This is a genomic window from Streptomyces sp. JNUCC 64, from assembly GCF_054484115.1.
Window position 1 is genome coordinate 1,863,239 of record NZ_CM137015.1, and the last position, 13,206, is coordinate 1,876,444.

The following is a 13,206-nucleotide window of genomic DNA, read 5'->3' on the forward strand; positions in this document are numbered from 1 at the left end:
CGTCCCTTCGATCGCGGAGGGCAGGAACTCGTTCTGCCGGTCCCGCCACTGTATGCAAGCGGGCTGACGCGTGGCGAAGTTCCCGGCCGGGCTACGCCGAGAGCGAGCGGCGCGAGGGGGCCGGGTGCCCGCCGTCGCGCCGCCGTGGAACCGTCCGTCCACCGCCCGTCCACGGGACGACGGCGGGGCTACGGCGGGACCTATGGACGGGTCGCGGTCCGTGTTGTCAGTACGTCGGTCCACAATGGTCGGCGTCCGATCCCGTTCCCATGCCCTGGCACACACTGTGAAGGAGCCGCAGCAGCGATGGCCCGCCGCAGCACGAAAACCCCGCCGCCCGACGATTTCGAGGAGAGGATCCTCGACATCGACGTCGTCGACGAGATGCAGGGCTCCTTCCTCGAGTACGCGTACTCGGTCATCTACTCGCGCGCCCTGCCCGACGCCCGGGACGGGATGAAGCCGGTGCAGCGCCGGATCGTCTACCAGATGAACGAGATGGGCCTGCGCCCCGAGCGGGGGTACGTGAAGTGCGCCCGCGTCGTGGGCGAGGTCATGGGCAAGCTGCATCCGCACGGCGACGCGTCGATCTACGACGCGCTGGTGCGGATGGCCCAGCCCTTCTCGATGCGGGTGCCCCTGGTCGACGGGCACGGCAACTTCGGTTCCCTGGGCAACGACGACCCGCCCGCCGCGATGCGGTACACCGAGTGCAAGATGGCGGACGCCACCTCGTTGATGACGGAGTCGATCGACGAGGACACCGTCGACTTCGCGCCGAACTACGACGGCCAGGAGCGGGAGCCGGTGGCCCTCCCGGCGGCGTACCCGAACCTGCTGGTGAACGGCTCCTCGGGGATCGCGGTCGGCATGGCGACGAACATGCCCCCGCACAACCTGGGCGAGGTCATCGCGGCCGCCCGCCACCTCATCCGCTACCCGGGCGCCGACCTGGAGACGCTGATGCGGCACGTCCCGGGGCCCGACCTGCCGACCGGCGGCCGGATCGTGGGGCTGTCCGGCATCCGGGACGCCTACGAGAGCGGCCGGGGCACGTTCAAGATCCGCGCCACCGTCTCGGTGGAGCCGGTGACGGCCCGCCGCAAGGGCATCGTGGTGACGGAGCTGCCGTTCACGGTCGGCCCCGAGAAGGTCATCTCGAAGATCAAGGACCTGGTCGGCTCCAAGAAGCTCCAGGGCATCGCGGACGTCAAGGACCTCACCGACCGCGAGCACGGACTGCGGCTGGTCATCGAGATCAAGAACGGGTTCGTCCCGGAAGCGGTCCTGGAGCACCTCTACAAGCTGACGCCGATGGAGGAGTCCTTCGGCATCAACAACGTCGCCCTGGTGGACGGCCAGCCCCTCACCCTGGGGCTCAAGGAGCTGCTGGAGGTCTATCTGGACCACCGGTTCACCGTGGTCCGCCGCCGCAGCGAGTTCCGCCGGAGCAAGCGGCGCGACCGGCTGCACCTGGTGGAGGGCCTGCTGGTGGCGCTCGTCGACATCGACGAGGTCATCCAGGTGATCCGCTCCAGCGACAACAGCGCGCAGGCCAAGGAGCGGCTCATCGAGCGCTTCTCCCTGAGCGAGATCCAGACGCAGTACATCCTGGACACCCCGCTGCGCCGGCTGACCAGGTTCGACCGCATCGAGCTGGAGACCGAGCGGGACCGGCTGACCGGGGAGATCGCGGAGCTGACGCGGATCCTGGAGTCCGACGCGGAGCTGCGCAAGCTGGTCTCCACCGAGCTGGCGGCGGTCGCCAAGAAGTTCGGCACCCCCCGGCGCACGGTGCTGCTGGAGTCCGCGGGCGCGGCCCCGGCCGCCGCGGTGCCGCTCCAGGTCGCCGACGACCCGTGCCGGGTGCTGTTGTCCTCCACGGGGCTGCTGGCGCGCACCGCGACCGCCGGACCGTCCTCGGAGGACGGGGGCCGCCGGGTCAAGCACGACGTGATCGTGTCGTCCGTGGCCGCCACCGCGCGCGGCGAGGTCGGCGCGGTGACCTCGGGGGGACGGCTGCTGCGGCTCTCGGTGATCGACCTGCCGCAGCTGCCCGACACCGCGTCGGCGCCGGTCCTGTCCGGGGGCGCGCCGATCGCGGAGTTCCTCACCCTGGAGGGCGCCGAGAAGATCGTCTGTCTGACCACCCTCGACGAGTCGTCGCCGGGGCTGGCGCTCGGCACCGAACAGGGCGTCGTCAAGCGCGTGGTGCCCGACTACCCGTCCAACAAGGACGAGTTGGAGGTCATCGGACTGCGCGAGGGCGACCGGATCGTGGGCGCCGTGGAACTGCGGACCGGCGAGGAGGACCTGGTCTTCATCACGGACGACGCCCAACTGCTGCGGTTCCAGGCGTCCCAGGTGCGTCCGCAGGGGCGTCCGGCGGGCGGCATGGCGGGCGTCAAGCTGGCGGACGGCGCCAAGGTGATCTCGTTCACCGCGGTCGATCCGGCGGCCGACGCGGTGGTGTTCACGGTCGCCGGCTCCCGGGGCACCCTGGACGACTCGGTGCAGACGACGGCGAAGCTGACGCCGTTCGACCAGTACCCGCGCAAGGGCCGGGCCACCGGCGGGGTGCGCTGCCAGCGGTTCCTGAAGGGCGAGGACTGCCTGAGCCTCGGCTGGGCCGGGCCCTCCCCCGCGCGCGCGGCACAGCGCGACGGGACCCCGGTGGACCTGCCGGAGACCGACCCCCGCCGGGACGGGTCCGGACTGTCCCTGGGCAAGCCGGTCTCGGTGGTCGCGGGCCCGGTGTAACCGCCCCGCCGCGTTCGCGCCCGGCGTTCACACGCGGTCGGGGATCCCGGATTCCTCGGGGTCCCCGACCGGGTGGGGCTCCTCGTCGGCGCCCCGGTGGTCGTCGGCGGGTCCGTCCACGTACCGCAGGACGCCCCACAGGGTGTGCTCGGGGGGCGTGCCCTCCCCGGGGGCGATCCGGCACTCGGAGAGCCGCGCGGTGAGCAGCTCCTCGTCGATGTCCGACCCGATGAGGACGAGCTGGGTGCCGCGCCCGGCGCCGGGCGCCCAGGGCTCGGGGAAGAAGCGCAGGAAGCGACCCACCGCGTGGACCGTGTACCGGTGGTCGGGATCGGTGGGGCCGAAGTCGACGTGGCCCTTGATCCGGTAGAGCCCCTCGGGCCTGCTGTCGAGGACGTCCATCAGCCGACGCGGGTGCAGTCCGCCGTCGGAACGGAACGCCACCGCCTGGTAGGCGGTGTGGAGGTGCGGACGGTCCGCCCCGCGCGCGTGCCCGGAGCCGTCGGCGTCCCGGTCCGCCGGGTCCCCCCAGGCGCCCAGGTCGTCGAAGGAGAGCTGGCCGGTCCGTTCCTCGACGGGCTTGCGGTCGAAGAGCAGCCCGGGGTCGACCTGTCCGAAGTCGGCGGTGACCACGGCGGCCCGGTCCACCAGCCCGTCGACGGTGTCCCGGACCCGCCGCAGTTCCCCGGGGGAGACCCGGTCGGCCTTGTTGACGACCACGAGGTCGGCGATCCGCAGATGGCGGTCGAGTTCCGGGTGGCGTTCCCGGGTGGCGTCGAACTCGACGGCGTCGACGACCTCCACCAGTCCCCCGTAGACGATCCGGGGGTTCTCGCTCGCCAGGACCATGCGGACCAGTTCCTGGGGCTCGGCGAGTCCGCTGGCCTCGATGACGATGAGGTCGATCCGGGCGGCGGGCCGGGTGAGGCGCTCCAGATAGGCGTCGAGTTCGGTGACGTCGACCGCGCAGCACAGACAGCCGTTGCCCAGCGAGACGGTGGAGTCCCCGAGCTGACCGGCGACCACCATGGCGTCGATCTCGATGGACCCGAAGTCGTTGACGACCGCGCCGATCCGGCTGCCCCTGCTGCTGTGGAGCAGATGGTTGAGCAGGGTGGTCTTCCCCATCGGTAGATGACTACCTACGTGCCACATGGATTGTTCGTCCCGGCGGGTCAGGTCCCCAGTAGGAACCACCTACACAGGGGCACAGCACCATGCACCACCGTCAAGATCGGGACCACAAGCCCACCCGCGCGATCCTCCTCGCCCGGATCTCCGAGGACCGTACCGGCCCGGAAGAGGACTCCAGCGCCGATGACCGTGAACGGTTCGGCCGGAGCATCACCAACCAGAAATCCGACGGGTACGAACTCGCCGCCCGTCTCGGTTGGGGCATCGGGCCTGAAGCAACGCACGTCATCGTTGAGGACAGCGTCAGCGCGTTCAAGCGCAAAAAGACGCGGCTGCCCGATGGGACGACCGCGCTCCGCACTGTCCGGCCGGGTTTCCGCCGGGCGCTGGCTCTGCTCGCCAGCGGTGAAGCCGACGGCCTCATCGTCTACGACCTCGACCGCACCGCGCGTGACCCGCGTGACCTCGAAGACCTCATCGACGTAATCGAGACCCGGGGTGTACCGGTCCGGTCTGTCACGGGGTCTCTGTCGCTCGCCACAGATGCAGAGATCACCATGGCGCGGGTCATGGTCGCCGTCGCCAACAAGTCGAGCCGTGACACCAGCCGACGCGTAGCGCGAGCAGCGGCCAGCCGTGCCCATCAGGGGCGTCCGTCCGGCGGTGGCTACCGGGCATTCGGATATGACACCGACTGGAATGTCATTCCGGCCGAAGCGGCGATCATCCGTGAGATCTACGAGCGGATTTGCTGTAAGGGCGAATGGGTCAATGCGACCCGAAAGCACGGTGACCAGCGGGGACACAGCCTCGAACGGATCTGTCTCGACCTGAACGCCCGGGGCATCCCCACAGTGAGCGGAAAGACCACATGGCAGGTTCGCACGCTGACCGGTGCCATCACCAAACCCGCGATTGCGGGCCTGCGGGTCTACAAGGGGAAGGTTGTCGGTAAGGCGGTTTGGGAACCGATCCTCACCGAAGCCGAGTGGGCCGAACTCTGCGAGACGATTTCGGACCGCGCCATGGTCCACGGTGCTGTGGGGAAGCTCCGCGTACTGAAGCGCTGGGCTTCACAGTCGTTGCACTGCTACGCCTGCGGCAAGACACTGCACGGCTGGTCCGGCGGGTCTTACCGGCGCGGAACCAAAATCCGGCAGGGACGCTACTGGTGCGCCACCCCCAAGGGCGGGTGCGGAAAGACCAGCGTGAACGCCGAGGACACACACGAATTGCTCGGAAACTACTGGAAAGGGATTGTTTCCCGCCCTGAGTGGAGCGCGTACATGAACGCCCAAATGCAGGAGCTTGAGAAAGAGGAACTGTCCGTCGGGGCGACGGATCTCAAGCGTCAGATAGCAGAGGACGAACGCCAGCGCTCCGAACTCAATCTCATGTGGGCACGCAAGGAACTCGACCTTGCTTCCTACCGGGAGATGAAGTCAATCGTTGACCGGCGTTTGGCGGCCCTGAAGACCCGCGCCGACACTCCGACCGGCCGTACGTCTCTCCTCCCTCCGAAGCTCCGGGCGCTGATCACCGGACAGGACACGGCGGGACTCGTCGCACTGTGGGATAACGCCGACCCGGCGGGGAAGCGAACCCTGCTGAAGCTGGTCATCCCGATGGGTTTCACCGTCGGCCCGCACAGTGGCCGCCGCCCGCTGCGCTGGGAACCTGAACGGTTCCACGTACGGACCCCGGAAGTCCCCAACTCGACTTCAACAGAGGGAAGTTCACCTGCACTTCTGACCACAGAGGATTTGACGACGGATCTTCCGATGGCCGCATAACCGAAACCACCCCACAGGAAGGGCCCGTCTACCGAAGGCGGGTCCTTCCTATTGCCCGTCAAGCTACCGGGGAGGAACTTGACGCCACATCAAATAGAGCCGAAACCCAGACCGAAGATCCTTTGATTCACAGTCAGAAGCAACCAAGATCAAATGGATTCGAAGGCGAAAGCGGCTCCCAACCTGTGGGGATAACACCCCAGACCGCCCCACTCCTGCATTTCTGTAAGTGATATGCAAATTTGACCTTGGAATCACAAGATCACGGGCAAGCATTTCCCTCATATCGCAGCCACTCACCCTCCGTCCCCACAGCGCAGAAACCGCCCCCGACCTGCACGTTTACCCCTTGCGAAGGGCAGCCGGAGCGAGGTTGCCCCGCGTTCGTACCTATGGCTCTTCGGTGATTCCGCAAGCGGTACCGGAAAGGTTCCGTAAACGGTTCCCGGATAGTTCCCGACCATGGTTCCGGGAACTGCTCGGGAACCGTTCCGGGAACCGTGGGAACCGCACAAAACCGCAGGTCAGAAGGCTTCTGCTTGCCCTCGCGGTTCCTGGTTCCCGCAGGTTCCCCGTCCGTTAGGACGGGAACCGGGAACCGAGGGGGCGAGCCTTGCGGCGGGAACCACGGGAACGTTCCGGCGCACAGGCGCGCGCCAGAGGGCGCAGGACAGGGTTCCGGTCCTCCCGGCTTACGGGCCCACGCCACCCGCAGATGTCCCCCGGCGGACCGGACCACAGCCCCACAGGGGGGAGCCCCTCAGCGCGCTTCCGGGCGGCCTACGAGGGCTTTGCCCGCTCGATCGCTTCCCCCGTGCCGTCACACCGCAGGCAGGGGGTACGACCGGTACCCACGCAGGCCGGGCAGCCGGGTCCGCCACAGTCATGGCACCAGACGCCCCCACGACCGGCGCAGATGCCGCAGAGCGTGCCCCAGTACCAAAGAGCCGCCGCGATCTCGGCAGCCGTTCTCCGGTCCTCCTGTGGGTTCGGGGTTGACCGACGGCGCTTCCGGGCCACAGCCGTACGGGAACCTTTGGTCAACCCTCCGGGCAGTCGGTGTGCTTGTAAACGGCCACAGGCGGAGCATCAGGGCGTGAGATGTACCCGCGCCTGCACAGGTCCAACGAGGTGATGGGCTTCTCGCACTCCGGGCAGATCTCACCCCGGGGCGCGTAGGTCACGTACTCCCAGCGGCTGGCGTCGGTGTCTGCGGACGTGGTGGCCATGGGTGCTCCCCGCCATAGTCGATTGTGGCTGGCGGTTCGACCGTAGGGAGGGGGAGTTGAGACGGGAGAGGATTATTCTCGGTTATTCTCGCGCGGCACCTTGAGATCCCTCGACATTCGCAAGCGGCCCCGGAGACCCTGTCTCTCGTCGTTCGACTCATCAGGAGAGGTGATCGGGGCATGACGCGCAGGCTGCGGTTCAACGGCACGGGTTCGGGTGGCGGAGGCTGCCCGGCGATCCATGAGGATCTGGACTCGGGCGAGGTGATCGTTCAGGGGGCACCGCTGACGGACCCGAAGGATGTGGCCCAGCTCCGGCACCTGTCGCCCGGCGAGGTGGCCGTAGTGGTTCCGCGAGACCTGCTGACGGACTGGACGCCGAAGGACAGGACGCGGCAGGCCCGGATCATCGACCTTGACGCGTTCGGCAAGCTCTTCGAGACCTTCGAGCACACCGCGTGGCGGCTGGAGACCCGTCGGCGGTTCGCGTCGGACGAGGCCACGGAGACGTACGCGCAGTTCCTCCGGGGTGAGCCGATCGAGTGGGACTACGAGGACGACTGGTGCACGAACGTCCGCGCCCAGACAGCCCAGGGCAAGCGGTTCGAGCGCGTGCGGATCGTGGACAGTCCGGCCACCCCGGGGCAGCTCTACCTGCTCGACAACGCCAAGCGGAACTGCGCTGTCGGTGAGGACATCCGCAACCTGTCCCGGTCGGACGCCGATGCGCAGCAACTCCCCCCAGAGGACTTCTGGTTGTTCGACAGTCGGTTCGTCGCGCTCCTGCGGTTCGACGACGATGACAACCTCGTGGACGTGGAAGTGATCACCGAGCCGGCTGAAGTCGTCCGGTACGCCACGGTGCGCGATGCTGCATGGCATCACGCAGTGCCGTACGGGGAGTTCACCACAGAGTCAGGCAAGTAGAAGCAAGAGCAGGGAACAGGGACGGGTACCGGTGAGCACGGACTATCAGCGGGCGCGCGAAGAACTGGGGCGGAGACTAAGGGAGTTGCGCTCCGAGAGCCCTCACGGCCGTATCACCGGTACCGCCCTGGCGCTGCTGCTCGACTGGCCACAGTCGAAGATCAGCAAACTGGAGAACGGCCGCCAGACCCCCACTGCGGAAGACCTCCGGGCATGGGTGGATGCCACAGGGCATCCGGGGGCGTACGCGGAGCTGCACGGCCGCCTGAAGGGCTTCGAGTCGCACATTCGGTCGTGGCGTCGGCAGCTCGCGGCAGGGCACCGTCCCGTGCAGGAGAACTGGAGCACGGTGACCGACCAGACCCGCGTACTGCACGTCTGGGAATCGTTCGTCGTGAACGGTCTCCTCCAGACCCCGGACTACGCCCGACACGTCTTCGCGCACTACTCCACCCTTCAGAACTCACCCCCCGACACCGAGGACGCGGTACGGGCCCGGATGAGGCGGCAAGAGTGGCTGTACCGCTCGGGCAACCGGCTGCACGTCCTGCTGTGGGAGGCGGCGCTACGTGGACAGGTGTGCCCTCCGGAGGTCCTAGCGGGCCAGCTAGACCGCCTCATGGGTGCCGTGGGCATGGATACCGTCAGGCTCGGGATAGTGCCCCTGGACGCCGTTCTGCACGTTCCTCCCGCCAATGCGTTCTGGATCTTCGATGACCGCTTGGTGATCACGGAGGACTGGCACGCCGAGCTGTGGCTGGACGACGCGGACACAGTCGCGCTGTACCGGCGGGTGTGGGAGTCGCTGGACCGGTCCGCCGCGTACGGCGCTGAGGCCCATCGGATCATCAGCCGAGTCCGGCGCTCATTGAACGTCGCCTGACCCACCCCGCACCTACGATCGCGCTTCGCAGGCCCATGAGCCGGCGAACACCCGCAGGCCAGGCGTGACATGGGTTTCCAACCTCCCCTTCCTACGGCCGGGCATCGTAGATCCGCTCGACACGCAGGCTCCCCCTCGGACCATCAAGCGGTCCGGGTGTTGCGAGTTCCCACGTCGGGGCAAGGTTCGAGCTGCCCCCTGTGGAGCTGACGTGCACGCTCCGCGACACCAACCCCTAGACCTCACACATTGAGGATCTAGGGGTTTTTCCATTTCCCTCGAAGGCGCACCCCATAAACTCGTTGAATTTTACACATGTCCGAATTGTGTGATATCATTAGTGGAGCGCGGGAATTAATACCGCCACACCATCGGAAGGAAGCAGGAATGACAAAGAGAGGTCAGCGTCCGTTAGTCGACGGAGAGGCCACAAAAGTAATTCAGGTGGCAATGCCTGAGTCCATGTTTAACGAGCTGAGAACCCTTGCCGACCAGGACTCACGGAGCATGAGTCACGTAGGCCGTGAGGCCATCAAGCAGTACTTGTTCCTCAATCAGGCGCGCGGCAAGCGCTAGGGCGAAACGGAAGGGCATGGATGGTCAGGAAGCCACATGACACTTTACGAATTACGAAATCAAGAGGACTTATCGGAAGAGGAGAAAGAGCTTTCCGGCAAGATCTTCGACGCCTATAGGCGAGGTCGCCCGGACCTCGCACTCACTTACAACCCAGAGAATCACCAGCGCCCCTATCACTGCGGCCTAGTGGCTGTGGAAATGGAGCTAGGGGACGATTGGCCAGAAGGTCACCACGTACACGACTACTGGTGCACCAAGTGGCCGGATGAGATCAAAGACGAGATCGGCCAGATCCTCAAAGATCACAAAGCCAAGCATCGTCCACCCTTCCCAGGTTTCTGGCACGACAGTGAATCCCTGGACGACATTCCGCCACTTGTGCCGCTACTTGAAGGAATCTTCTACCGGAAGACCCTGTCCCGCGTAGTAGGCCATAGCGCGTCGATGAAGTCGTTCGTAATGCTCAGCATGGCAGCGCACATGGGATGGGGCGAGGACTGGCACGGATGCCGTGTTCAGTCACAGGGGGTCAAGACCTTGATGGTGGTGGCCGAAGGCAGCGAGGGCATCAAGGCCCGGAAGCTCGCCCTGGAGCAGTTCCACGGACGCAAGTTAGAGAACGTCTACTTCCTAACCCGAGCGATCCAGATCGATCCTGGAAGCCGAGACTGGCAGCAACTCACAACCGCCGTCAAGGAAAACGGGATTGACCTTGTGGTGTTTGATACGCAGTCGCGTTGCACAGTCGGGTTAGAGGAGAACTCCAATCGGGAGATGGCCCAAGTCGTCGCCACTCTCGACAAGCTGATAGCTGCTACTGGTGTGGCTGTGTGCTTGGTTCACCACTCGACAGGTGACCAGAGCACAAACGGAAGCACCCTAAAGGGTCGTGGCGCAGGTGCTGTCAGAGCGGCCCTGCAATCAGAAATCTTTGTGAAGCGGGACAGGAAGCTAAATCTGGTCACTGTATCCACCGACAAGGCCAAAGATGCCGCCTCTCGAAAGGTTGTCCTAGAGCCTGTCATTCAGGAAGTCAACGGCCTCACGGACTATTGGGGATCTCCTGAGACATCGGTCGTTCTCGTATCCCCAACTCCTAAGCTCAAGAGTGCAGTTGGCTCGGCTCCCTGCGAGCCGGCTGACGGAGCCGGGTCCGGGTCCGAGACCCCCGAAGGGCTTGCGGAGAGATTCCAGCAACTCTCAGACGACAGGCCGACCGTTTCCAACGTCCAAAGCGTTCTGGGAATCCGCCGAGCCAAAGCATCCGAAGTCGCTCGTATCATTCGAGGCCAGGAGGCAGCGTGAACGACTATGTTGCCCAACTTCTAGCAGAGGCCGCAGTATTCCTCCGTCCCAATGCCGGGTGTGAGGACTGTCCGGCGGAACAAGAGTTACGGGAGATCCGTCCCGGCCTCCACCTCTTGGAAATCAAGCATGACCCCACCTGCCCGTTCTACCGGGCGCTGGACACCAACTAACTAAACCTCACGAGGGCATTGAGGAACACATGATCAACTATGGCGAAGTACGCAGCGGCGAAACTACTAGCAGCCCTGAACAGCGATTACCAGGATGTATGCGACGACCCGAAGTGCAGTCACCCGATCTGTCAGGACTGGGACACGGGAATGGCCGAGTACCGGGAAATTGCTCACGCCCGCATCTGCCAGTGTGAGGACTGTCTGTATGCATGAAAACCCAAGCCGCTTAGGAGAGTGCCCGGTCTGCCGTAGAGGCCATCGGGTGGTCCCGCAGAAGATTGAGCCCTCCTCGAAACCCAATACCGTCGTCTGCTACTACGTCTGCGAGTGCGGGTGGAGATTCATCAAGTGGTTCTCGGAGTCCAACTTGGACAAAGCCGCTAAAGCCATCGAGGAAGCACACTTACCATATCGGCGCTACCGCAGGACGAGAGGTCCGTACGGAAAGACAGCAAGGAAGTCAAACACCGATGAAACGACAGAGGAAGCCTGACCCGCTGACACTCGCGGAATTGAATGCCTCCCTCGAATCCGAAGATTCCACAGAGTTTGACCATGACCCGTTCTCCTGTGAAAGGCATCTACACCGCCCGTGGACCCGGGGAACATGGGACGGCGGCAAAATCGTGATAGGGCGAACCTGCCTCATCCCCGATGGGGCAGGAGGCATCATTCCAGTGAACAAGCGAACCGGCGGAGCCGTGAAAAAGGTTTCGCACTTCCCCGCTACAGGGGAAACCATCACAGAGACGGAGTAGGAATCATGGGCAGCAAGTACAACGACCCTTCCAGCGAGGTAGAGCAGTACTCGTACGAATACCTCCAGAGCCTCAAGGCCGAAGGCAAGCACGAGGAAATCTCACAACTACATGCGGCCGGTCACTTCAGATTAGCTATCGAAGAACGCGCGGCGACCAGAGCCGAGAACCGGTCCTACAGCCGCCAGAAAGGCGTACAAGCCGCAGGAAGCATCAAGGCTTTCACAGATAAACTCGAAGCCGACCAGGCAGCTTCTGAGGCCGACAAGGAAGCCAAGCGCAAGGAAGCCTTGACCCAACTCCGCCGCCTAGGAATCAACCCGGAAGACCTTCTGTGAGCATGAAGGCATAGAAAAGGCCCCACCAGCACAGGGCGAATGCTCCTGGAAGGTGGGACCTTTTCTGCATGTGATACGCATGGCAACTTGAGCAGGAAGCCTTTTCACCGTCACCGCTTCCAATTATACCGGATCTGAATTACACGTGACCCCGCTCAGACATTTCTCTCAGAATCCGGCGCTTGCGCGAGTCCTCGATACGGCAAGTACGGCAGTACTGCCCTCGACTCCCCCAGGCAAAGGCCGTGAATGCCCACTCAGGCTTCGCCCGGCCGCAGTGCGGGCATCGCTGTAACAGCGGGCCGTACCTAGCCCTGTTGCTGTCATAGTCGACGGGAATCCCGTATTCGTTGAAGTCGATTCCATCAGACGTGCCAGCCAACGGGCCGACAGGTCTCTTTTTCCTCTGTCCCATGCGTCGCTTTCCTCCCGCACTACATTCGAGCGTTATGGGGGATTTTCCCCTGACTCAATTATAGGCGATATGGAGGGTTGAATTTTCTGATCATTGGGTGCCACCGCCCATGATCATCTAGGTACCCGGAATCGAAATCACCTCAAACCGACAAGCGGAAGGAGACCCCATTACCTTCGGGGATTTCTTCTCCTCATTTGATTTCATTTTCCGTTTGAAGTCGATAATGCATTGCGTTTCGAGAATTGACGAAGAATCGAGACGAAGAACTTTCTTGATCTTGTATCTACACCCTCTGACCTCGACACATTGCGTGAAACGTGACAAGACACTGACGAGACCTCGACCCCTGACCCTCACCCTCCATCACCTCACCTCCACCCCACCTACCACCCCAACCCACACCGAGACCGACTCACCCCGACTCCCTTTGTGTGAGCTGTTTCAACGAAACATTTGAACCGAAATGAAATAACCTTCGAAATGAATCGAATGAACTGAACGAAGATCAACAACAGATCAACACTGACACCACCCGACCCCCGAACCCACCTACTCACCACACACCGACCCGACTACCAACCTCCCAACCTCCTTCCCCCCTGGGGATAAGACCCCTCTGTGTGCCCGCGTGACGGTCTTGCGGTCACGTGGTGGGGGGAGGTTCAGCCGGTGTCAAGTTCGGGCGTCTGTCGAGCGACGTGAGGTCTCTCAAGATCACCTTGCGCAAGACGAGACAAGGGGGTCGAGACTCTTGCGACAAGATCAACGAAACAGATCAACGCGCGTGATCACATCGAACCAATGATGACCATGGAAACAACGGAAGCGCGATCTTGAAACGCCGAGCTAGCCTGTAGGTAGCTAGCAAGTACTGGGGTTGCCCGACCCCAGGAAGCCCGCGAGCAC

At 64.1% G+C, this 13,206-nt stretch carries 7 protein-coding genes; 6 read left to right on the top strand and 1 reads right to left on the bottom strand.

Annotated elements, in window-relative coordinates; all coding sequences use genetic code 11:
- Positions 1-306: 306 nt before the first annotated feature.
- Complete coding sequence (locus ACVWNX_RS07255; RefSeq protein ID WP_454413058.1) at positions 307-2,760, top strand: DNA gyrase/topoisomerase IV subunit A; 2,454 nt, start codon at positions 307-309, stop codon at positions 2,758-2,760.
- 27 nt (positions 2,761-2,787) lie between these two features.
- Here the strand turns inward: ACVWNX_RS07255 and ACVWNX_RS07260 are convergent, their stop codons facing one another.
- Entirely contained in the window at positions 2,788-3,915 is a 1,128-nt protein-coding gene (locus tag ACVWNX_RS07260) for a CobW family GTP-binding protein (protein WP_454413059.1), read from the bottom strand.
- A gap of 62 nt (positions 3,916-3,977) precedes the next feature.
- Here ACVWNX_RS07260 and ACVWNX_RS07265 point away from each other — a divergent pair, with 62 nt between their 5' ends.
- The 5 genes from ACVWNX_RS07265 to ACVWNX_RS07285 all read left to right on the top strand — a co-directional run bounded on the left by ACVWNX_RS07265 (position 3,978) and on the right by ACVWNX_RS07285 (position 11,882).
- A complete protein-coding gene (locus tag ACVWNX_RS07265; protein WP_454413060.1) occupies positions 3,978-5,687 on the top strand; it encodes a recombinase family protein in 1,710 nt (569 codons plus the stop codon).
- A gap of 1,409 nt (positions 5,688-7,096) precedes the next feature.
- Positions 7,097-7,843, top strand: coding sequence for a DUF6879 family protein (locus ACVWNX_RS07270; RefSeq protein WP_454413061.1), 747 nt, complete (start codon positions 7,097-7,099; stop codon positions 7,841-7,843).
- 31 nt (positions 7,844-7,874) lie between these two features.
- The gene (locus ACVWNX_RS07275; protein WP_454413062.1) at positions 7,875-8,726 is read left to right on the top strand and encodes a helix-turn-helix domain-containing protein; all 852 of its coding nucleotides are present in this window, start codon (positions 7,875-7,877) and stop codon (positions 8,724-8,726) included.
- Positions 8,727-9,338: 612 nt separating this feature from the next.
- Entirely contained in the window at positions 9,339-10,610 is a 1,272-nt protein-coding gene (locus ACVWNX_RS07280) for an AAA family ATPase (protein WP_454413063.1), read from the top strand.
- Positions 10,611-11,549: 939 nt separating this feature from the next.
- Positions 11,550-11,882, top strand: a complete 333-nt coding sequence (locus ACVWNX_RS07285) for a hypothetical protein (RefSeq protein WP_454413064.1) — start codon at positions 11,550-11,552, stop codon at positions 11,880-11,882.
- Positions 11,883-13,206 lie beyond the last annotated feature (1,324 nt).

Bases quoted from the DNA above. Each gene is read 5' to 3' on its own strand.
- ACVWNX_RS07255 (WP_454413058.1), top strand. From the start codon at position 307: ATGGCCCGCCGCAGCACGAAAACCCCGCCGCCCGACGATTTCGAGGAG.
- ACVWNX_RS07260 (WP_454413059.1), bottom strand. From the start codon at position 3,915: ATGTGGCACGTAGGTAGTCATCTACCGATGGGGAAGACCACCCTGCTC.
- ACVWNX_RS07265 (WP_454413060.1), top strand. From the start codon at position 3,978: ATGCACCACCGTCAAGATCGGGACCACAAGCCCACCCGCGCGATCCTC.
- ACVWNX_RS07270 (WP_454413061.1), top strand. From the start codon at position 7,097: ATGACGCGCAGGCTGCGGTTCAACGGCACGGGTTCGGGTGGCGGAGGC.
- ACVWNX_RS07280 (WP_454413063.1), top strand. From the start codon at position 9,339: ATGACACTTTACGAATTACGAAATCAAGAGGACTTATCGGAAGAGGAG.
- ACVWNX_RS07285 (WP_454413064.1), top strand. From the start codon at position 11,550: ATGGGCAGCAAGTACAACGACCCTTCCAGCGAGGTAGAGCAGTACTCG.